Genomic DNA, 21,656 nt, shown 5'->3' with positions numbered 1-21,656 from the left:
TGGAATCACAATGAAAGAGAAGATTTATAACAAAGTTGCCAAGCTGTACGGTGAAGAGCTGGCACCATCACTGACACAGGACATTTTAGCACTGGTTGATAAGTGGCGTGGTCATGCGCCGTCTTATCAGGATTGGGTCGACGAGTCGACGGCGTACCTCATCACATACGGCGACAGTATTCGCCGCGAGGGAGAGCCGACGCTGAATACCATGAAGTACTTTGCCGATAAGTACTTGCGTGGCGCGATCAGCAATATCCATATTCTACCAATGTTCCCATACACTTCGGATGACGGCTTCAGCGTAGTGGATTACCGCAAGGTTGACCCGAACTTGGGTGACTGGAAAGAGTTGAATGAGCTGGCGGAACATTTTGACCTGATGTACGACTGCGTGATTAACCACATCTCTAAGAGTAGCGACTGGTTCCAGCGCTATCTCGCGGGCGATGCGGCTTATCAGGATTATTTTGTAGAGTCTGACCCGAGCCTTGATTATTCGAGCGTTACGCGTCCCCGCGCACTACCGCTCCTGACGCCGTTTACCAAGGCCTCGGGTGAGACGACACATGTCTGGACAACGTTCTCAGACGATCAGATCGACATTAACTTTAAAAGCCCGAAAGTGCTGTTGGAAAGCATCGATATTTTGCTGATGTACGCAGCGAACGGTGGCCGTTCTATTCGTCTTGATGCCATTGGCTTTATCTGGAAAGTGCTTAACACAACTTGTATTCACCTTGAGGAAGCTCATGAAATCATCAAGCTATGGCGTATCGTTCTTGATGACGTTATGCCGGGCTCTTTGTTGATTACAGAAACCAATGTGCCGCATAAAGAGAATATCTCTTACTTTGGTCAGGGCGATGAAGCTCATATGGTTTACCAGTTCCCACTGCCACCTTTAACGCTGCATGCTTTCCTAAGCCAGGACAGCAGTGTGTTGACCGAGTGGGCGAAGGGACTAACAAGCGAAGCCATGGCATCGTTGCAAGCTGGAAGCAAAACGACTTACTTTAACTTCCTTGCCAGCCATGATGGTATTGGTGTACGTCCGACGGAAGGTATTCTTAGCGACGACGATCGCCACATGATGTGTCAGCAGGTTGAGCGTAAGGGTGGTCGAGTCAACTACAAGAACAATGGGGATGGTACTCAGTCACCGTACGAGCTCAACATTAACTATTTGAGTGCCATTACTGAGCCTGAAGATGACACACAGACGAAAGCGGCGAAGTTTCTCGCAGCGCAGTCAATCTTGCTCTCTTTCATTGGTGTGCCTGCGGTCTACTACCACAGCTTCCTTGGCAGTGAGAACGATGTGGCCGGAATGGAAGAGTCTGGCATCAATCGTCGTATCAACCGCAAAAAGTTCTCAGTCGAATCGCTCGAAGCCGAGTTGGCTGAGCAAGGCTCACTGCGCAATAGCGTCTACAGTGAAATGGTACGCTTGCTAAACGTACGCCAGCAGCAATCTGCTTTCTCACCAAGTTCATCTCAGCAGGTATTAGAGCTGGGTGATGGCCTGTTTGGCTTACAGCGTGGCGAAGGTGACAAGGCGATTCGCTTCGTCGTCAACTTGTCTCAGCAGACACAATCCGTCACTCTGAGCTCTGGTGGTAAGGATCTGGTCAGCGACCAGAGCTTTGATAAACAGTTTACTCTTAATCCGTATCAATTTGTCTGGCTGACAGAGCAATAGGAGCCACACTATGAAACTTGCGAACCTCACCTCTGAAAATCTGATCATGCTTGATGCGGCGTTTGATGACCGAATTGCTGCTATTCATGCTCTTACAGACAAAATCGAGCAAGAAGGAAAACTGACGGATAAGAGTCAGTTTCTAGAAGCGGTATTGAAGCGTGAAGACGAGGGACCGACAGCACTGGGTGAATATCTTGCTGTGCCGCATGGTAAATCTGCTGCTGTCACGGAACCCGTATTTGCCTGTGCATTCGTTAAAGATGAAATGATGTGGAAAGGTCTGGATGGTGATGAGCCTGTGACCATGATCTTTTTGCTCGCCATTCCGCCAGCAGAAGCTGGTTCAACACATATGGAAGTGCTGACTACGCTCACTTCCTCTTTGGTGGATGACGATTTCCGTGACCAGTTGGTGGCAGCGAAATCGAGTAAAGAAGTCATGCAGCTGTTTGGCGCTGAAGAAGAAGTGTCAACAGAAGCAGCCCCTGAACCGGAAGTAGAACAAGAGCAACCCGAAATGGCAAAGGATATCAGTCGTCATGCGTATCCACTTGTCTTGGGGGCGGGTGTTCTGATTTCTGCTTTCTTGTTCTTATTGCTTTAAGACGATAAGTCTTAGGGATTTTTTCTCTCTGTTTTGCCCGGCATGACCGGGCTTTTTTGTGCTGAAAGTAAGCAAAACGGATTTGCTTAGATGGGAAGGCGACTTTGATTTAACAGTTGGTATTTTCAACCCGTACGGTACAGACACAGCCCTCTGCTGGGCAGGTGCCAGAAGATCTTCCTCCAAAGGAATCATAGATGACATAACAACCCTGCGGCAGAGTGGTGATGTTGCTACTGTTAAGCTCAGTGTCAGAAAAAGAGTGTTCAAAGCCTATCACAGTATGCCGATTGCCGATGGCTGTTGTGAGATCATCGGTTGTACCCAGCGTCATAAAATCGAGCATGGTCAATGCATCTCCCGATTCGCCCTCACTCTCTGGGCATAGAGCCCCCCAATCAACTTCAACAGTTCCGATACCGAAATCCAAGATATAGTCCTGCTGATTACCTGGGTTAGAGGTGCTAGGTGTCAATCCGTTAACATAAGCTTTGGCGCTCACTTGACTTACAACGCCTTCCATCGCGTTTGCAATACCTTCTATGGTTGCTTCACGAGCAGATTTTTGAATACTGAGAAATTTAGGTGCAGCCACGACGGCCAGAGTGCCTAGAATTACCACGACAGTAACTAGTTCAATGAGTGTAAAACCTGCTTTTCTTTTCAAACTTCAATACGCCTATTATCTATGCACATGTTGGCTACAACCACGTACCAGAACCATCCAATAGGGGCAATTATGGAGACAACAAATAACTAAAATCACTGAAAGGTATTTTATAAATAACTGAGATTAATGAATCGAGAGCAGAAAAGCTACTTGAACTTTGTTAATGTCGCAACGCTGCCTTTGAAAGCGAGTCCGTAAACTGAATTAGTTTGGATTTTGAATTTTGTCATTCGGTATTTTGGTTAATAATAATCAATTGCATTAACCTCGTGTTATCACTATCCTAACAAGCTGATTTTGATTCTATAAATATCGCCACTATGAGCTCAGACGCTTTCTTCGAACACCTCTTCGAATACTCTCAACAAGTAACGCCTTATCTGGCTGGTGTGATTTCACCGATCCCCGAAGATGCGCCTCAGCAAGACATTCTCCACGTCGATCATCCGTGCAGTGAAAATATCCAAGACTTGTATGAGCGCCTTAAGGCGGCTCACCCGGAAGCTGGTTCTGCCTATTGGCTAACTCGAACGTGGGATCTGATTTGTTGGCAACCCGTCTACCTTTCATTCATCTCCATTTATGCATTACATGGTTTGCCTGATCTCACTCGCATTGGACAAAAAGTGCAGTCGGAGTTTGTAGCAGGCTTTCAATTCGAATCGACAGAGCATGTTCATGGCACAGAGGCGGAGTTAGTAGCAAAAGCAGGCGTTCAACTGCAGGCCTTGTTTGCTTTTTTCCGTGAAGAGATGAGCCAGTGGACGCGGATTCGTCCGGGCTTTACCAACCACTTGTTCGCTGATGGCGTGCTGGGTTGTCTGGTCAAGCTGAGCAAGTTTGCCCCGCATATTCCGAATGACTATCTGCTTGAGCAGGCTTCACTTTGGTTGGATGCGTGTGGGCTGCCAGCTAAATTGGCTAAAACACTGACCGTGGATGAACAAAGTGGAGAGCTGAAACTGGTGCGCACCAGCTGTTGTCTGGTATACAAATGTCACGGACGTAAACTCTGCGAGGATTGTCCGCGACATCCGGATAATAAAGCCTAGCCCTGTGTTTCCAACGCTCCGGCGCTACGTTGTTTAAGCGCGATGGTGAGAATGATTGCGGAAAAGCCGATACAAATGTAGATCGGGTAAATTGGATTGATGGTGGCACTATAAGCCAATAGCGAAGCGAGCCCATATCCGAGCGTGTGTGACATTGAAATATACCCCGAAATCGCACCTGGTGAGCTTTTGTCTGTTTCCGTGGCTTTCGCCGTATAAGCAGGGACCAAGAGTGCAGCGCCACTGGCTGCAATCGCCATTGCAACGCCGAATAGCCAGATGTTGGGTATAAGGAACAAAACAAACCCAATCAGCATTGCCAGCCCGCCTAACTGATACATTGCCGTCGGCGTCAGCTTCTTCTTTTTGATAACCAGTATCTGAGTGCTCAGAGTCATGGCGGCACTGATTGTCAGAAGAATGCCGATAGCATTACTGATTTGGTCAGTCGGCCATTCTGTGACGCTAAAAATCAGTGGAGAGAAACTGTATTGCAGCAACGCGATGACCGAACACAGTAGTAAACCAGACAACAGAAATGGCATCAGTGGAGTGTTAGGTATCCAAGAAGGGCGAGGTTTCTCTTCACCTGCACATGGTTTGTCCAATGGCGGGGAAGGGAGCCAGTAAGCTCCCATTAACGCTAAGACAGGGAACAGCACCATCACCATTAATGGGGCGAAAGGCGAGAACTTCAGTAGCACAATAGAAAGCAAAGGCCCAAGTAGACGCCCTGTACTGAGGCCGATACTCACTGAGGTAATGGCCTGAATCCGGTTTTGCTCACCACAAAGGAGAATCGCCCAATGCTGGCTGGCGGGAACCATGCCGGCGACGGTACAACCGTAGATGATTCGCGCAAATACGAGCCCCGCTAGGCACCACCCGATCCATTGCTGACCTTGATCACTGAGTATTGCAAACACCAGCAATAGCAAGAAGCTCACTGCCATTCCCAGCAGTGCTTGAATGACGACTCGTTTCGGACCAAATTGATCGCTGTGGCGTCCCCAGTAAGGGGCGGCGGGGAGAAACAGAAAGCTCCCGACGGCAATTAAGATTGACCACGTTGGTAAGGCAAAAGCGGAGTGCTCAACCAGGAAGGGTAATGACACCAAAAGCCCATTTTGGCCAATTCCCATCAAGGCGGCGATTAAACCAATCACACTGAGTTGGATACGTGTATTTTTTACAACTGACATTAGAAAGCACCGTTTGTCGGTTTCTTATTGATCTTGGTGATGAAAATGCATCGAAATAACGTGATATTTAATGATTATGAAAATAATTATCATTAACCTTGCGGTGTGATAAAGTTAACCGCTGGTGCCAAATAAAACAACTCTTCATTTTCATGTTTCAATTACTGGATGCTTCGTTTGCAATCGAAGATAAAACCATCTTACATCCGACAAGTCTGACCTTTAAAAAGGGCGCGGTGACGACCTTGCTTGGTCACAATGGTTGCGGCAAATCGACGCTAATTAAATTACTCAGCCGACAGAATCAACCCGCCAGTGGTCAAGTGCTTTTCAGTGAAAAGGCGGTGTCTTCCTACACCAGCCAAGATTTTGCCCTTAATGTTGCTTATTTGCCTCAGCACCCTCCAATGACGGATGGCGTAACGGTGCGTGAATTGGTGTGCTTTGGACGTTATCCGTGGAAAGGTGCTTTTGGCCGCTACAGTCAAGAAGATTACGCGTTAGTGGACGAAGCGATTGAGAAGGTCGGGTTAACCCAGTTTAGCGATCGTTTTGTTGCTACTTTGTCTGGTGGTGAGAGGCAGCGCGCGTGGGTGGCAATGTTACTTGCCCAGCAAAGTCAGTGCATCTTGCTGGATGAACCGACCTCAGCGCTGGATGTGGCGCATCAATATGAGTTGTTGGCGCTGATTCGAGAGCTGAATCAAAGCTTGGGACTGACGGTTATCATGGTGCTGCATGACGTGAACATGGCGGCCAAGTTCAGTGATGAGCTGGTGGCTTTGCACTCGGGTCAAGTCATCGCCAAGGGCACACCACAAGAATTGATGACACCTGACACTCTCATGAAGATCTACGGTATGGAGCTGGCCTTGTTCCCGCATCCGGATACCGGCCATCCTATCAGCTACATCCCATAATTTTTGATCGTTGAGGAATCCGTTTGTGAAACGAATCATCATACTTTTGACCTCTTTTCTAGCCTTTGCCGCGAATGCATTCGAAATCAAACACGAGCTCGGGGTTGCCTCTTTTGAACAGGCACCAAAGAAGGTTGTCGCGCTCGACTGGGCATTAACTGAAACCGTATTAAGCCTAGGTGTTATGCCGCAAGGTATTGCCGATGTGGCAGGGTACAATACATGGGTGGCACAACCTGAGCTGGATAAAAATGTCATTGATGTTGGCTCCCGCCGCGAGCCAAATCTTGAATTGATCGCCGACCTTAAGCCTGATGTGATCCTAATTAGTGAACACATTGCACCGGCCTACAAGCAGCTAGAGCAGATTGCGCCAGTTCTGGTTTATACCGTCTACAGTGATGCAAAAACACCGCTTGCATCGGCGGAGAGCATCACACGTTCTCTTGGCAAGCTTTTCAACAATGAGCAGCAAGCACAAACGGTGATTGAGCAAACCACGGCTCGTCTTAAAACCAATGGTGACAAGATAAAAGCGGCAAATGCGGATCTGAAACCTTTAATGTTCGTTCGCTTTATTAACGATAAAACGCTACGAATTCATAGTGATGGCTCGCTTGCACAGTCGACGATTACAAAGATGGGCCTGAAGAACGACTGGCACGAAGCAACCAATATGTGGGGCTTTACTACCGCGGGGACTGAAAAGTTAGCTGAGCATCAGAAAACAAACCTAATGATCTTTGGTCCGTTAAAAGACAAAGAGCGCAAGCAACTGACTCAATCACCGCTGTGGCAGGCGATGGAATTCACTCGTACCGATTCCGTGTATGAGCTACCGGCTATCTGGACTTTCGGCGGCCTGATTGCTGCACAAAGGTTCAGTGACCACATCACAGAACAACTGACCAGCGATAAATAATGAACGTGACACAAACGCAGACTGAACGTCGTGCTGCGATGAACTTAAAAACGCCTTTAGTGGCGTTTTTGTTATTGGCGACCCTTGTCTGGCTAGTGCAGATCACTGCCCCTTACTCACAAGGCTGGTCTCTGTTGTGGGATACGGTGTTTCACTATGATGCGGCAAACTATCAACACCTGATCACTCATCTGACTTATCTGCCGCGTTTGGCGATTGCCGTCATTTGCGGTTTTGCGCTGGCAATTGCAGGTTGTGTGATGCAGTTTGTGTTGCGTAACCCGATTGCCTCACCCACTACGTTAGGCGTTGCGGCAGGCGCAGAACTGGGCATGGTACTGGGAATACTCCTCCTACCTGCTGGAATGAGTGTTGCTGGTTTTATTCCGGCCTTTATTGGTGGATGTCTGGCGACTTTTCTGGTGTTTGCTCTAAGTGCGAAACGAGGTTTTTCGCCCGTTCATATGGTGTTGGCGGGTATGGTTGTCAGCCTGTTCTTTGGTGCCCTCAATACCATGTTATTGCTGTTACACGAGCAGCAGCTAACCAGTGTATTTGTCTGGGGCGCAGGGACCTTGAATCAGAATGATTGGTCGAGTGTCACGACTTTGCTGCCCTTGGTGATTATTCCAACCCTGTTGTTGCTTGTCTTGCAACGACCATTATCAGCGTTGCAGTTTGGCGATGGGGTTGCTTCGTCACTGGGTGTGAACGTCAAACAAATCAAAGTAGCGTGTCTGACTCTGGCTATCTTTGTGACCGCGGCGGTTGTCAGTGAAGTCGGTTTGATTGGTTTTGTCGGTATCGTCGCTCCAGCACTGGCAAGAATGTTAGGCGCGAGAGCGCTGCACTGGCAGATTCTGATCAGTGGTTTAGTCGGAGCAACCATGTTGCTACTCGCCGACCTGAGTATTCAGCCTTTCTCCGGAGTGGGTGGCGAGCTACTGCCAACCGGGGCGATGACGGCGTTGCTAGGTGCTCCCTTCTTGCTTTGGCTGCTGCAACGCAAATCCTTGCAATCGGACCTTAAGGCACGCGATGAGGTGGTTGAGCAGTATCGTCACCGGAGTCTAATTAAAGTGGTCTCAGGCTTGGTGGTTATGCTTGTTATCGCAGTTGTGGTAGGGATATTTGTCGGTAAGAATCAGACGGGCTGGTCGGTTGCCGATTCGATGGCGGTGCTTGAGCTCCGTCTGCCGCGCGTATTTGTTGCCTTACTTGCAGGTATTGGTTTGGCGTTTGCGGGAACCATCATTCAGCGCGTATCAAACAACCCAATGGCGAGCCCTGAGATTCTCGGTATCAGCTCGGGCGCAGCCTTAGCACTCGTTCTCGGAGCAATGCTGGGTTTTGCGGTTGAGCGCCATGAGCAAATGCTGCTTGGTACAAGTGGCGCATTGCTGGTGACTTGGCTGGTGTGGTTGTTCGGTCGCAAACACAATTTTGCGCCAACTCAGACCTTGCTGACTGGTATTGCACTTAGTGCTGGCTTGGATGCTTTTTTGCGCATCGCAATGACGTCAGGGCAGGACAATGTCCGCGCGCTACTTACCTGGCTTTCCGGCTCTACTTATTTGGTTTCAAGTTACGATATTGGCCTGTTGCTCGTGGGTGTGACTGTACTTGGCGGAGCGGCATTACTGGCTCAACGCTGGATTGAGCTGATTGGCCTTGGTGAAACTACCGCCAGCAGCATTGGTGTTGATTGTCGCAAGGTTCGCTTACTGCTGCTGATCTTAGTCGCGGCTATTACTACGCTATGTACGATTGTTATTGGCCCGCTAAGTTTTATTGGCTTGTTGGCGCCGCATATGGCGAGATCACTCAATCAATATCAAGCCAAGAATCAACTAATTACCGCTGCGCTTATCGGTGCAGTGGTGATGGTGATGGCGGACTGGATCGGTCGAACGCTGTGGTTCCCATGGCAATTCCCCGCAGGCTTACTAGCCTCGATTTTAGGCGGAGCCTACTTCCTATATCTGATGAGAAAGTAATGCTGTTGGTGAGAGTGGTCTAGTTTGTTCAAACCACTCGCTAAGCCTTACTGGACTATAGCTGTGCCAACTTTGTAATGAGTATACGGCACAGATTTTTTGATATTTTTATATTAATGAGGTGGCTATTTTAATTATTTAGTTAATTTTATTTGTTAACGAAAATAAGAATTCTTATCGTTCTCGATGTCAGTTATATGGAAATCGAGATATCTAATGAATCGTTTAAACGATCAGATCCCCCCTTTCGAAGCAGTTAATGATGTTCCCGTTGCATGCTTTCTTAATGCCCTTGCGCGCGAAAGTGAGCTTATTCAGTTTGAGCATAACTCCTCTGTTACCTTGTACAACATTCCCTTGTCCGGTGAACGAAGTATTTCAATTAAGCTCAGTCACTTTTCTTCACTTGGAGGTCACGAATACCTCTTTCCAGCCATGTTGAATGACCAGGCAACCGATGTTTCTCAACCTATTAGGTTTTCTCAGTTGCTTGCGTTAGTGCTTGATGAGCCTGCCTTAGTTGGGCTGCTCAGCAAAGAGCAAAAAGCGATATTCACCCAGCGTGTGACTGAGAGCTACCACAATACTTATCTGGCTGCGCAGCATCATCCGTATGGAGCTAAATTGTTTGAACAGCGGCTGGACTTTACTCAAGCAGAGCAGAGTCTTTTGGTTGGTCACTCGTTCCACCCAGCACCAAAGAGTCGTGAACAATTTAGTTTTGAAGACGCGAAGCAGTTCTCTCCTGAGTTTGGTGGTCATTTTGCTTTAGTTTGGTTGGCGGTTAGCGAAGATGTGCTGATTGGCGATAGCTCTGCTGATTCTACGTTGTCGCAGCGATTGCAGGCGTTAGTCTCACAAGATGGGGCTTTGTGCCATGGGCTTGAAGGTCGACTGAATGATGGCGAGACGCTGTTGCCTGCTCACCCTTGGCAGTGGCAAGTGATGCAAGAACTGCCAAGCATTCAGAATTATTTGCAGCAGGGCAAAATTCGTCAACTAGGCCAGTTGGGCGCACAGTGGTATCCAACATCGTCGACACGTTCGCTGTATTCCCCGTCGTTACCATACATGTTGAAGTTTTCTCTCAGTGTCAAACTGACTAACTCCATTCGCAATTTGTCACTCAAAGAAGTCGTACGTGGTACGCGATTGAATGATCTTTTCCAGCACTCGTCACTACAGGAAACACTTGGCGATGGGGCGGGTTTCCAATTAATACAGGAGCCTGCATTCCTTGGCTTAGTGGATCAAAATGGTGAAGTGATTGATGAAAGCCTTGTCGCATTGCGTGATAACCCGTTAGCAACCCAGCCTGATCAGGAAGCCGTCGTGTTGGCTACCTTGACCCAACAAAACCCGTATGGTGGGGCAAGTCTCTTGGTGAACCGTGTTAGTGAATATGCCCGCACACAAAACATTGATGTGAAACATGCGGCAACAGATTGGTTTGACGCTTACTGCCGACACACAGTGGTGCCTCTGTTTCATCTGCAAGCTAACTTTGGTGTGGTGTTCCTCGCCCATCAGCAGAACATAGTCATGCAGTTGGAGAATGGTTTTCCAATCGGAATGTACTATCGAGACTGCCAAGGAACAGGCTATACCGATCTTGCTTTTGAACTTTTTGGTGAGCAGCTAAAAGAAGCCAAGCGAGATGTTGAGAATTATTGGGATCAGGGCAAGGTAAGACGCTATTTCGCCTACTATCTGATCATTAATTCCTCGTACAACGTCATCAGCAACTTAGCCGCCCAATGTGGAGTTGAGGAGTTGGAACTCGTGGCTATCTTACATAAACATCTCCGTCGGTTGTTAGATACTGGAGTTCGAGATGATCAGTGTTTGCGCTATGTACTGGAAAGCCAGTCCTTATGCTGTAAGGGCAATTTCTTCTGTTACCTGCAGAATTTCAATGAAAACTCTATTCCCGATCCTGCGGTGATCTATTTCGATTTACCTAACCCGTTAGTTCGCGTTAAGGAGACCAGCCATGCATGAGTTTCGCACCGTAACCTATCAGCCTGATAACCTGCCTAAAGTCACTATCGCTATACAAGATAGTGGCCTAAACCAAGCTGATTTATTGTCTTTGATGGTGGATGAACTGGATGCTTTGTTTAGCCAGCATGTTGAGCTTTTGGCTGTTGAGATCGAATGTCAGGACATCAATGTCTGGCACAAAGTTAAGCAGAAGTTGCCTATCTTTACTGACCGTACGTTAAAGCGCGCCGCCTTCTATCAGAGCCAATTTAACTGGCTAAAGCACAAGCCTTCCGATCGCTATCCATTGCTTCAGGTCCAGACGGATAGCCGATATCGCCATCACCCAAAGAGGCCACCGATGCCGGAAGGTTTGGTCTACCAACGTTATGACGCTAAGTCTGAATTAACCGTGAGTTTTCGTGTTTTTACGTTGGAGAAAGACCTCGATAACTTTACGATTTGGATGAACGATCCGCGTGTGGCCGAATTTTGGGAGCAAGCATGGAGTCGAGAGAAACTGGCTGAGTTTGTTCAGCAGCGACTCGCTGATCCGCATATTGTGCCTTTGATAGGGGAGTTTAACGGTCAGCCTTTTGGTTACATTGAAGCTTACTGGGTCGCTGAAGATCGATTGAGCCCGTATTATCCGGTCGAAAATTTTGACCGCGGTATCCACTTGTTGGTCGGTGAAGAAAGTTTTCGTGGGCCTAAGTATTTTGATTGCTGGATGAGAGCAATCAGTCACTATCTCTTTATTGATGACGCCAGAACTCAGCGTATTGTTCTTGAACCTCGCCACGACAATCAGAGGCTATTCAAGCGCATTTTGCCGCTTGGCTATGACAAATGTATGGAATTCAATTTTCCTCACAAACGTTCTGCGTTGTTAATGCTCAATCGTGATCGATTCTTTGAGGAGCAATGGTGATGACACAATCCGCACTTCACAAGTATTGGCACATTGCGAACCTCAAAATGGTCGCCAAGCTCATCAGTGAATTTGGTTACGAGCAGGCGTTTTCGATCCGACGTTTAGAACAAGGTTTTAGGCTTGAGCTTGATAATGGTACCACCTACCAGTTTGACGGAAAGGAAAACATCTGGGGCCAAATCGTGATTGAGCCGCAATCACTGGCTCGCACATCACGAAATGGTGAACAAGAACCGCTTAGTGCAGCACTGTTTATGCGCGACATTCAGGCTTTGCTTGAGATGCCAGATGAAGCCATGGCAGAGCACCTTGAAGACCTCAATGCAACCTTGTGGAGTGATTGTCAGTTAATGGCGCGCAAGGCATCGATAACGGCTAAAGATTTGAGTCTAATGTCGTGTGAAGAGCAACAATCTTATTTCGATGGTCACCCAAAATTTGCTTTTAACAAAGGTAGAAGAGGTTGGGGGAGTGAGGACTTGCTGCGCTATGCACCTGAATCCCATCAAGCCTTTCAGCTAGGCTGGGTCGCTGTACACAACGATATTCTTCAAGTATCGACCAATCAAGAAGTCAATTGGGGCCAACTGGTGGAAAGCGCAGTCAACAAGGCTGACATTGACCAAATGCAAACGGTGATTTCCGGATTGGATCAAGATGTTGCTGATTACCATTTTGTGCCTGTCCACCCTTGGCAATGGTACAACAAACTTGCTTTGCTATTTACTCGTGAACAGGCCTGCAAGCAGTTGATTTATTTGGGTGAGTTTGGTGATCAGTTTCTTCCTCAGCTGTCCTTACGTACGTTGAGCAATGTCACCCGTCCACAGAATTTTGATATTAAACTGCCGCTAACAGTGATGAATACTTCCTGCTATCGCGGTATTCCGGGGCGTTATATTCTAGCGGGCCCTACCGCTTCTGACTGGATCCATTCTGTTTTCCAAAGCGACCCAACATTGTTGGAAAAGCAAGCCGAAGTACTGCAAGAGCCCGCAGCAGCATTTGCCGCTCAACATTATTACGCACAGTTGCAACACGCGCCTTATCGTTATCATGAGTTGCTTGGTGTGATCTGGCGAGAGTCGGCAATCTCTAAGCTCAAAGATGGTGAAAGCGCGATACTAATGGCTGCCTTGATGGAGACTGACTGCCATGGGACGTCATTGATTAGCGAGTACATTCTCGCATCGGGTGTGTCTATCGAGTCATGGCTTGGCCAGCTGTTCGATGCGGTCGTGATCCCTTACTACCACCTGCTGTGCAAGTATGGCGTCTCTCTGATTGCACATGGTCAGAACGTTACTTTGGTAATGGAAGACTCCCTACCCAAGCGAATCCTTCTTAAAGACTTTCAAGGTGATATGCGTTTGGTCGACAAGCATTACCCTGAACAGGATTCACTGTCTGACTCAGTAAAAGAAGTCACGGTGCGATTACCCGAAGAGCTGATCATTCATGATCTTCAAACCGGACATTTCGTTACTGTCTTGCGCTTTATCTCTCCGCTGGTGGAGCAAATCGGTGTCAGCGAGGAAACCTTCTACCAGATACTTGGAAACCGCATTCGCAGTTATTCAGAATCGCTTCCTGAGCTGGAAGAGCGCTTCCGATCCTTTGATCTATTTAAGCCCAGAATACTTCGAATTGGCCTTAACCTCGCCAAGTTCAGACACAACACGGATTCGAGCTCATCAAGGATGCTGCCGGATATGGACGACCAGCTCGATAATCCGCTTTATCTGTCAGCAAATAAACAAGCAGCCACAGAGCTGCAATAAGGTTTAACGCTTATTTAAGCCTTGATTTAATAACAACTAAGGAACGTTCATTATGGAACGCACTAACGACACCATACTTGATTTGGCTGGCATTGGAGCTGGCCCATTTAATCTCAGTGTTGCCGCACTATTGGTTCAGAAAAACCATATCAATGCCCGATTCTTTGAAAGTAGGGAGCATTTTTCGTGGCACCCTGGGCTGTTGCTTGATAACACTAATATGCAGACCATGTTCCTCAAGGATCTAGTCAGCGCGGTATGCCCAGAAAACCCTTACTCGTTTCTGTCCTATTTAGTCAAAAACAAGAAGTTCTACCGTTTTCTATCTGCGGAGTTGAGCTGCATTAGTCGTCACGAATTTTCTGATTATCTCGCATGGGTGGCTCATCAGTTAGATAACGTTCAGTTCTCTTCTCGTATCGAGCATGTTGAGTTCACGGGTGACCATTTCGAGCTGCACACCAGTCAGGGAAAAGTGGCTGCGAAGAACCTATGCATTGGGACGGGTAAGGTACCGTTTATTCCTGATTGCGCGACAGCCTATATTGGTGAGCGTGTGTTTCATGCGGCTGAAATTGGCCTGCGCCAACGTGATTTTACTGGTAAGCGCGTTGCTATTGTAGGAGGTGGTCAGAGTGGGGCAGACATTTTCCTTAATGTACTAAGAGGTAAGTGGGGTAAGGTCGCCTCGCTTGACTGGATCTCACGACGATCAAATTTCCAACCTCTGGATGAAGCGGCGTTTACCAATGAGTTTTTTACCCCAGATTACGTTGATGCTTTTGTCGGTTTAGCGCCGGAAGTTAAGCAAGCAGAAGTACAGGCGCAAAAGCTTACGTCTGACGGCGTGACACAAAAAGCTTTGTTGGAGATTTATCAGGAGCTCTACCACAGGTTTGATGTTCTGAAAGAAGACAAATGGGTGCGCCTATTACCTCACCGCACGCTTAACAAAATGTCCGAACTGCAAGCAAGCTTTGAACTGGAAACATCCAATGCTCTCAGCTCGCAATCCGAAGTACATGATGCTGATATTGTGATTCTGGCGACCGGTTTTCAGTCACCTTATCCTGCCTGTCTCGATGCCATCCTGCCATTGTTGGAACTTGACGAGCAGCAGCGCTACAAGATGAGTCCTGATTTTGAACTCAAGTGGAGCGGTTCTGCGAGCAACAAGATTTTCGCCGTCAATGCGGGTATGCATAGTCACGGCATTGCGGAGCCACAGCTGAGCCTAATGGCGTGGAGAAGCGCAAGAATAATCAACTGCTTAGCTCAAGAGCCCCTCTACGACCTTGATGCTGGAAAGGGCATGATTGAATGGACGACACCTTCGAAAGTCCATGAATCGCTCTCGGTTTGAGAAGTGAAAATAACAGCATTGCCAATTTCTATATATCTGATTTATATAAATAATTATACCAATAATAGTTTTATATAAAGGTGGAAGTGAAAGTGTTAGTGAGTACTATTCTCGTTCTAATAACGCTTTTGATTTAATTATAAACAGAGTGATAAACATGAAACTCAATAAAGGGGCATTCCCGTTTAGCCTTGTTGCAATTGCAGTGGCAGCAGCAACATCAACCGTTGCTTCAGCAGCAAACGCTGAAGAATACACTACGACCCAAGAGAAAATGGTGGTGGTATCCAGCAGAACACCAAAAGCGATCAGTGAGATCCCAGGTACTGTTTGGTATATCGATGCTGAGCAAATCGAGCAAGAGTATCGCGGTGGTAAAAGCTTGGATGAAATCCTAGCGGCGACGATTCCTTCACTCGATGTTAGTAGCGGTGGTCGTACTCACTCAGGCCAAAACTTACGTGGCCGCAGTATCATGGTGATGATTGACGGTGTGTCTCTACAGTCTGTTCGCTCGATCAGCCGCCAGTTGGATTCAATTGACCCGTTTAATATTGAGCGAATCGAAGTGTTATCAGGTGCAAGTTCAATTTACGGTGCTGGTGCTAGCGGTGGTGTAATCAACATCATCACCAAAAAAGCGCAGGGTGAAGAACCGGAGTTTGAGACTTTTGTTGGCGGTACGTCTGGTCTGAATTCAAGTGAAGATTTCGACTACAAACTGGCGCAATCCGTCGCAGGCGGGAACGAGAAAGTGCAGGGCCGAGCATCGGTTGCCTACACCAAAACTCAAGGCTACTTTGACGCTGATGGCACAATCGTTACGCCAGACATTTCCCAAGGCTCGACTCAGTTTAATGAGACGATTGACCTACTGGGTACTTTGCAGATCAATCTTGCAGAAGACCAAAACCTAAACTTGCTAGCGCAGTACTACGACAGCCAACAAGATTCGCCATACGGTCTGTACTTTGAAAAAGACGGTAGCGGAAACTACCAGTTTGTTGAAGTCCGTGATGGTTACTCAGCTGATCGTCAGCAAGGTACGGAGCGCATTATGCTGAGTGCTCAATACAGCCATGCTAACTTCCTTAATCATCAGTTGATTGCAGAAGTTTCTTACCGTAAAGAAGACCACACTTTTACGCCATACACAGCGGGTGGCGGCACTGAACTGGTGTTGAGTTCATCGACCCAAAACACCGATATCCTGTCTATCAAAACCGCACTGAATAAGTCTTTCGGTGAGCTCAATCTGACTTACGGGGTTGATGGATTTATTGATCGTTTTGACAGTGATAATGCTATCTACGATCAAACCACGACTGAAAACAGCGGCGGTATGATTAACGTTATCGATACCATTGAAGGCCGTTATCCGGGTGTAGATACCGATGCGCTTGCGGGCTTTATTCAAGCAGAATACGCATTAACTCCGGATTGGGTGCTTCAAGGTGGTTATCGCTATCAATATCTAAACACTAAGATCTCTGATTTCCAGAAGAATGCTAGCTCTGACTTCGTTCCTGGCGGTGAGACGGACTATGCAGAAAGCTTGTTCAACATCGGTACCATCTATCACCTAACACCGTCTTCTCAAGTATGGGCTAACTTCTCTCAAGGCTTTGATCTGGCAAACCCAGCCAAGTACTACGGTAAAGATGCTTTGGTAAACGTTAATGATACTAAACTGGAAGGCATTAAGACCGACAGTTACGAGGTAGGTTATCGCAGCGATTGGGATAATGTTTCTCTGCAAACAGCAGCGTACTACTCATACTCAGACGGCTCAATTGAATACGCTGACGACCAGAGTATCAGTGGCGTTTCTGATCCAAAGCGTGTTTATGGTCTTGAAGCACAAGTTAGCTACTGGGCGATGGATAACCTTCAGCTAGGTACCTCTGGGCACTATGTTGTTTCGGAAATCAAAGCGGATTCAGGTTGGGAAGATTACGAAGCCATGGAAGCAAGCACGTCAAAAGCAAGCGCATGGGTTGGCTGGTATGAATACGACTACAACGTGAAGCTGCAAAGCTTGACCACGTTTGATTACACCGATGCTGACAATCGCAAACTTGACGGTTACACCGTGGTTGACCTCGTGGGTAACTATCAGCTTCCTGTTGGTAGCCTTGGTTTCGGTATTAAAAACCTACTGAACGAAGATTACCTAACTACTTGGAGTCAGCGTGCAATCCATTGGTACGGCAACTCTCCAATGTACGAATACAAAGGCCGCGGCCGTACGTACACTTTGAACTATCAAGTTAAGTTCTAAGAGTTTCATTAAGTAAAAAAGGCCGCTCACAGAGCGGCCTTTTCTATTGGTATCTCTTACGCATAGCTGAGTTTGTGATGCTGCAGCTCTGTGCGCATACCCATCAGTAGGCTGACACACATGGTTAGCAGAATCACAGTAAATGGTAAGCCAGTTGAGATGGTTCCTGCTTGAAGCGCTTGAATGGCCTCTGTACCACCAATCCAAAGCAACATTGCTGCGATAGCACCTTCTACCGATGCCCAGAAAATGCGTTGTGGAATCGGTGCATCCACTTTACCGCCTGACGTAATACTATCGACAACAAGTGACGCCGAGTCAGATGAGGTAATAAAGAACACCATAATCAATACGATAGAGATTACTGAAAGCAGTGTTCCCATTGGCATGGCGTCAAAGGCGTAGAACAGTGACAAAGTAATATCAGTCAGGCCGTTCTGACCCAGTTCACCGACTTGATTGATGACTTGCTCAATCGCGATACCACCAAATGCGGACATCCAGACTAGGGTAATAGCCGTTGGAATTAGGATAACTGCAGAAAGGAATTCGCGTACGGTACGGCCTTTTGAAATACGGGCGATAAACATACCGACACATGGTGACCAAGATACCCACCAAGCCCAGTAGAATACTGTCCAGCCTTGCATCCAAGCTTCGTCTTCACGGCCATATGGGTTACTCAATGGGAGCATATTTTCCACATAGCCAGTCAGTGTTGTTGGAATGGTACCTAGCGCCGTCGCCAGACCTGCAATGATCACAAACATCAATAGGGCGAAGGCCACAATCAGGTTGGTGTTACTCAACACTTTGACACCGCCATCAATACCACGGACAACAGACACAACAGCAAGGCTGGTGACAAATGCAATTACTCCCAGCTGCAACCCGAGACCACCATCAATACCAAACACATGGCTGATACCGCTCGCGGCTTGCTGAGCGCCTAGACCCAATGAGGTTGCAAGACCAAATAGTGTCGCTAGCACTGCAAGGATATCGATGATATGACCAAACCAACCCCAAGTGCGATCACCAAGAATAGGATAAAACACCGAGCGAATAGAAAGTGGCAGACCTTTATTGAAGGCAAAGAAGGCCATCGCTAACGCGACCACTGCGTAAATCGCCCATGGGTGTAGACCCCAGTGGAACATGGTTGCACCTAGGGCCACTTTGGCTGCTTCTTCAGTGTATGGCTCGACACCTAGTGGTGTTTCAAACCAACCAGTGAAGTAAGCAACTGGCTCAGCAACACCCCAGAACATCAAGCCGATACCCATGCCAGCGGCAAATAGCATGGCGATCCATGAAAGATTGGAATGCTCAGGTTTGGCATCGACGCCACCGATACGAATTTTACCAAACGGCGATAAGACCAGACCAATACAGAAAATCAGGAACACGTTTCCTGACCACATAAACAGCGTGTCAAATGACTCTATGATTTGCAGTTTTACGCCATCAATAGTGGATTTTGCAACGGTAGGATCGGCGATAAGAAGGGCGACAAGAAAGACAATGATCAGGCCCGCACTGGCACCAAAAACTGGATTGTGAACGTCAAAACCCCATTTCTGAACGTTGTCCTGACCGACGGTATAATCGGTATTTTCAATACTATACCTATCCTTAGTACTACTCATTAATCCTCGCTAATTATTTAGAGTTCGAAATAAATTTTCCGACGAAGGGTAACAGAATGCCAGTTCAAACGAAAGTGAGTCTGGTTTATTAACAATAATTGAGTAAATAATGGAAGGAAGATTAAGTAGAGGTCTAATGAAATGTGTCAGGCCTCAATGGTGATTTGCTCTCCTCATTAGAGAGGCTAACGCTGTATAAGCAGAGTATTTTATGGGCAGGCAGCGATCCTTGCTTTTGTCGGTGCTGCCATAACCTTCGAGAGGGTAAAAGAGGGGGGTATTTCAGTGTCGCTATAGTTGGATCATCTCGCGCAGACTTTGCACTATATCCGCATTGTCCTCGATCAGAGCTGCTTCGCTCAGTGCATTGTTGAGGAATTCAGCATACTCTTTTTCTGCTGAGGTTTGAGCTTCCCGGCCTTTGCCAGTTAATACGGTGTACACGCCTCGCTTATCTTTTGGGCACAAGTCGCGGATAGTGTGGCCGCCTTTTTCTAGTCTTTCTACGAGTCTGGTGACGGAACTTTGATTCAATCCTAAGCATTTAGCGAGCTCTTGCATTCTTAGTTCTGAATCAGGAGCCTCAATTAACAAGCTTAGCGCTCGGTACTCTGTAATACCTAACCCATGTTTTTGTTGTAGTTCTTTCGCTATCTGGGCTTCAACGCTGTCGATGACAATTTTCAGTTTTTGCCAGAGAAGAAATTGCGTTTTCATTTGAGGACCTCTTCGTCGTTGGTGAGGCGTCACCCTTACCGATTTGTTGTTATTTGCTTATATAAATATGTACATGCATTTAATTTGTAAGACTGAATTATAGCAGTAGAACAGATTATTGTGAAACTCTTCACATATTTAGTGTTTTATAAAGTTCTCATTTTAGGCGTTTCATTGCATCGATTTATTTTATTAAATTCAAAATCATCATTATAAAGAACTGTTTCATATAACCTATTTATATATATTTGTCGCTTAACCTTTTGTTCTAGTAATAAAAACACATAATTTTCATTCTAAATATCAAACATGTTGTATGTGCAAGCATGTTGACATGATTATCGCTGATTAATAATATGCTTGCACATGCAAGTTAATGTTATTGGACAAGGAAGAGTCATGAAACTGGCGAGGGTTGTGTCAGCGCTATCGGAAAAAGTGAAAAAAGATCCAGAAAGCACGGCATTTGTTACTGAAGATAAAACATGGAGTTACCGCCAATTTGATCAGCTTGTTCAGCATGCCGAACAAGAATTGGTCCGATTGAAGGTCCCTAGTCAGGTAACTGTCGCGGTGTCTGCAGTCAAGTCTGTTGCAAATGTGGCTTTGTGCGTGGCTCTTGGTAAAAAGGGCTGTGCTCCATTGCTGATTTCTAAAGATTTGGGTGATGAAGTTAAACCTCACATTTATCAAAAAGCCGCTGTCTGCTGTGAGCTGGCGATAAGTGAAATTGAAGATAAGGTTTCTGTTGTTGGGTCTTGGGATTTTGAATGTGTGTCTTCTCTAGAGGACAAGAAAGATGTGGCATTAATGCTCACAACATCAGGGTCAACCGGTGTTCCCAAGGTTGTTCGCTTAACTCAAAGTGGAATCGATGCATTTGTTAACTGGTCAGAAGAATTCTTTAGCCTTGGCAATGAATCCAAGGTTTTGAGTTACGCACCACTGAACTTTGATTTGAGCCTATTGGAAGTATGGGCGCCACTGATGCTCGGGGCTTGCGTGATTATGGTGAGTCAGGAAAAAGCAACGCAGGCTTCTTATCTCAAAGCTTTAGTTTCTCGAACCCAGCCAAACCTTATACAAGGTGTACCTATGCTTTATACGCTGCTTTGCCAGGATAGTAAGGCAGAACCAAGTGTGTACTCACCTGAACATATTGTGTTTACGGGGGACGTCACGACGAAATCATTGAGAGAGCAAGTCGCGGCATACTATCCCTCTTCCCGCTTCCACAATGTTTATGGTTGTACGGAAACCAATGACTCATTTGTTTTTAGTGCCGATTCTGTAGAGATCTGTCAGCTAGAAGTACTTCCTTTGGGAATACCTATTCAAGGCTCAACTTTTAAGATCGTTAATGATGAAGGTTTTGAGCTTAACGGTGCAGGTGAAGGGGAACTGCATACTTCTACGCCTTTCATGTCCCTTGGCTACACCGAGTCAGACAAAACGAGTCAGGCTTTCTATTTTGATGAAGCCAATAACCGATGGTTCTACAAATCGGGTGATCGGGTTTCCGTCAGTGACCGTGGCGAGATTTCATTGATTGGTCGAACTGATTTCATTGTAAAGGTTCGAGGCGTGCGCACTAATTTAAAGGATATCGAACATGTCATTAACCTTTCGCAGCAGGTCAAAGAGTCTCTTGTACTGGCGGTAAGGGATGAGGTTGCTGGCTCGGTACTTCACGCCGTTGTTCACTGTAATTCAGAACAGGATTTTGATGGGATGTCCCTGCGTCTGCTGTGCGCCAAGCATCTGCCCAGAACGTCTATTCCATCTCGTTTTCACGTTAGTAAAACTTCCCTGCCCAGAACATCTACAGGGAAGCCGGACAGAACCAAAATTGTTCACACATTAAACCTATAGGAGG

The 21,656-nt window shown here is 46.9% G+C and carries 16 protein-coding genes; 12 read left to right on the top strand and 4 right to left on the bottom strand.

The window, feature by feature from the left end; genetic code table 11:
* Nucleotides 1-10: 10 nt before the first annotated feature.
* Both QMA41_RS09610 and QMA41_RS09605 read left to right on the top strand, forming a co-directional pair.
* Nucleotides 11-1,702, top strand: a complete 1,692-nt coding sequence (locus tag QMA41_RS09610) for an alpha-amylase family glycosyl hydrolase (RefSeq protein ID WP_281629496.1) — start codon at nt 11-13, stop codon at nt 1,700-1,702.
* A 10-nt stretch (nt 1,703-1,712) separates the two neighbouring features.
* On the top strand, nt 1,713-2,309 hold the full coding sequence (locus QMA41_RS09605) for a fructose PTS transporter subunit IIA (RefSeq protein ID WP_038160297.1): 597 nt from the start codon (nt 1,713-1,715) through the stop codon (nt 2,307-2,309).
* Nucleotides 2,310-2,418: 109 nt separating this feature from the next.
* Here QMA41_RS09605 and QMA41_RS09600 read toward each other — a convergent pair whose 3' ends face one another.
* The gene (locus QMA41_RS09600; RefSeq protein WP_038160295.1) at nt 2,419-2,976 is read right to left on the bottom strand and encodes a type II secretion system protein; all 558 of its coding nucleotides are present in this window, start codon (nt 2,974-2,976) and stop codon (nt 2,419-2,421) included.
* A 323-nt stretch (nt 2,977-3,299) separates the two neighbouring features.
* On the opposite strand from QMA41_RS09600, the gene QMA41_RS09595 reads away from it, so the two are divergent.
* Nucleotides 3,300-4,031: a siderophore ferric iron reductase gene (locus tag QMA41_RS09595; RefSeq protein ID WP_281629495.1), complete on the top strand. Its 732-nt coding sequence runs from the start codon at nt 3,300-3,302 to the stop codon at nt 4,029-4,031.
* Here QMA41_RS09595 and QMA41_RS09590 read toward each other — a convergent pair.
* Entirely contained in the window at nt 4,028-5,233 is a 1,206-nt protein-coding gene (locus tag QMA41_RS09590) for an MFS transporter (protein WP_281629494.1), read from the bottom strand. The genes QMA41_RS09595 and QMA41_RS09590 overlap by 4 nt on opposite strands.
* Before the next feature lie 152 nt (nt 5,234-5,385).
* Here QMA41_RS09590 and QMA41_RS09585 point away from each other — a divergent pair, with 152 nt between their 5' ends.
* From QMA41_RS09585 to QMA41_RS09550, 8 genes are all read left to right on the top strand, one after another.
* Nucleotides 5,386-6,153 (top strand): ATP-binding cassette domain-containing protein, encoded by a 768-nt coding sequence (locus QMA41_RS09585; RefSeq protein WP_277685120.1) that lies wholly within the window; start codon nt 5,386-5,388, stop codon nt 6,151-6,153.
* Nucleotides 6,154-6,178: 25 nt separating this feature from the next.
* Complete coding sequence (locus QMA41_RS09580; protein WP_281629493.1) at nt 6,179-7,075, top strand: iron-siderophore ABC transporter substrate-binding protein; 897 nt, start codon at nt 6,179-6,181, stop codon at nt 7,073-7,075.
* Between the two features lie 38 nt (nt 7,076-7,113).
* The gene (fhuB, locus tag QMA41_RS09575) at nt 7,114-9,072 is read left to right on the top strand and encodes a Fe(3+)-hydroxamate ABC transporter permease FhuB (protein ID WP_281629735.1); all 1,959 of its coding nucleotides are present in this window, start codon (nt 7,114-7,116) and stop codon (nt 9,070-9,072) included.
* Between the two features lie 216 nt (nt 9,073-9,288).
* On the top strand, nt 9,289-11,073 hold the full coding sequence (locus tag QMA41_RS09570; RefSeq protein WP_281629492.1) for an IucA/IucC family protein: 1,785 nt from the start codon (nt 9,289-9,291) through the stop codon (nt 11,071-11,073).
* Nucleotides 11,066-11,986 carry a GNAT family N-acetyltransferase gene (locus QMA41_RS09565; protein WP_281629491.1) on the top strand — a complete coding sequence of 307 codons (921 nt, stop codon included), beginning with the start codon at nt 11,066-11,068 and terminating at the stop codon, nt 11,984-11,986. Before QMA41_RS09570 ends, QMA41_RS09565 begins: the two co-directional genes overlap by 8 nt.
* Entirely contained in the window at nt 11,986-13,770 is a 1,785-nt protein-coding gene (locus QMA41_RS09560; RefSeq protein ID WP_281629490.1) for an IucA/IucC family protein, read from the top strand. Before QMA41_RS09565 ends, QMA41_RS09560 begins: the two co-directional genes overlap by 1 nt.
* Before the next feature lie 52 nt (nt 13,771-13,822).
* Entirely contained in the window at nt 13,823-15,133 is a 1,311-nt protein-coding gene (locus QMA41_RS09555) for a SidA/IucD/PvdA family monooxygenase (protein ID WP_281629489.1), read from the top strand.
* A gap of 157 nt (nt 15,134-15,290) precedes the next feature.
* Nucleotides 15,291-17,414: a TonB-dependent receptor gene (locus QMA41_RS09550; RefSeq protein ID WP_281629488.1), complete on the top strand. Its 2,124-nt coding sequence runs from the start codon at nt 15,291-15,293 to the stop codon at nt 17,412-17,414.
* Nucleotides 17,415-17,470: 56 nt separating this feature from the next.
* Here the strand turns inward: QMA41_RS09550 and QMA41_RS09545 are convergent, their stop codons facing one another.
* Both QMA41_RS09545 and QMA41_RS09540 read right to left on the bottom strand, forming a co-directional pair.
* Nucleotides 17,471-19,063, bottom strand: coding sequence for a BCCT family transporter (locus QMA41_RS09545; RefSeq protein ID WP_019276339.1), 1,593 nt, complete (start codon nt 19,061-19,063; stop codon nt 17,471-17,473).
* Nucleotides 19,064-19,354: 291 nt separating this feature from the next.
* Nucleotides 19,355-19,780: a MarR family transcriptional regulator gene (locus tag QMA41_RS09540; protein ID WP_019276340.1), complete on the bottom strand. Its 426-nt coding sequence runs from the start codon at nt 19,778-19,780 to the stop codon at nt 19,355-19,357.
* Between the two features lie 399 nt (nt 19,781-20,179).
* Here QMA41_RS09540 and QMA41_RS09535 point away from each other — a divergent pair, with 399 nt between their 5' ends.
* Entirely contained in the window at nt 20,180-21,652 is a 1,473-nt protein-coding gene (locus QMA41_RS09535; protein WP_281629487.1) for an AMP-binding protein, read from the top strand.
* Nucleotides 21,653-21,656: the final 4 nt, after the last annotated feature.

It is taken from the genome of Vibrio sp. St2, from assembly GCF_947311885.1.
Lineage (GTDB): Bacteria > Pseudomonadota > Gammaproteobacteria > Enterobacterales > Vibrionaceae > Vibrio > Vibrio coralliilyticus.
This window is presented reverse-complemented; position numbering and strand designations above follow the sequence as displayed.

Excerpts from the sequence above, each read along its gene's own strand:
- QMA41_RS09570 (WP_281629492.1), top strand. The coding sequence starts at position 9,289 with ATGAATCGTTTAAACGATCAGATCCCCCCTTTCGAAGCAGTTAATGAT.
- QMA41_RS09595 (WP_281629495.1), top strand. The coding sequence starts at position 3,300 with ATGAGCTCAGACGCTTTCTTCGAACACCTCTTCGAATACTCTCAACAA.
- QMA41_RS09545 (WP_019276339.1), bottom strand. The coding sequence starts at position 19,063 with ATGAGTAGTACTAAGGATAGGTATAGTATTGAAAATACCGATTATACC.
- QMA41_RS09555 (WP_281629489.1), top strand. The coding sequence starts at position 13,823 with ATGGAACGCACTAACGACACCATACTTGATTTGGCTGGCATTGGAGCT.
- QMA41_RS09540 (WP_019276340.1), bottom strand. The coding sequence starts at position 19,780 with ATGAAAACGCAATTTCTTCTCTGGCAAAAACTGAAAATTGTCATCGAC.
- QMA41_RS09560 (WP_281629490.1), top strand. The coding sequence starts at position 11,986 with ATGACACAATCCGCACTTCACAAGTATTGGCACATTGCGAACCTCAAA.
- QMA41_RS09535 (WP_281629487.1), top strand. The coding sequence starts at position 20,180 with ATGAAACTGGCGAGGGTTGTGTCAGCGCTATCGGAAAAAGTGAAAAAA.
- QMA41_RS09565 (WP_281629491.1), top strand. The coding sequence starts at position 11,066 with ATGCATGAGTTTCGCACCGTAACCTATCAGCCTGATAACCTGCCTAAA.
- QMA41_RS09585 (WP_277685120.1), top strand. The coding sequence starts at position 5,386 with ATGTTTCAATTACTGGATGCTTCGTTTGCAATCGAAGATAAAACCATC.
- fhuB (WP_281629735.1), top strand. The coding sequence starts at position 7,114 with ATGAACTTAAAAACGCCTTTAGTGGCGTTTTTGTTATTGGCGACCCTT.
- QMA41_RS09610 (WP_281629496.1), top strand. The coding sequence starts at position 11 with ATGAAAGAGAAGATTTATAACAAAGTTGCCAAGCTGTACGGTGAAGAG.
- QMA41_RS09605 (WP_038160297.1), top strand. The coding sequence starts at position 1,713 with ATGAAACTTGCGAACCTCACCTCTGAAAATCTGATCATGCTTGATGCG.
- QMA41_RS09550 (WP_281629488.1), top strand. The coding sequence starts at position 15,291 with ATGAAACTCAATAAAGGGGCATTCCCGTTTAGCCTTGTTGCAATTGCA.
- QMA41_RS09590 (WP_281629494.1), bottom strand. The coding sequence starts at position 5,233 with ATGTCAGTTGTAAAAAATACACGTATCCAACTCAGTGTGATTGGTTTA.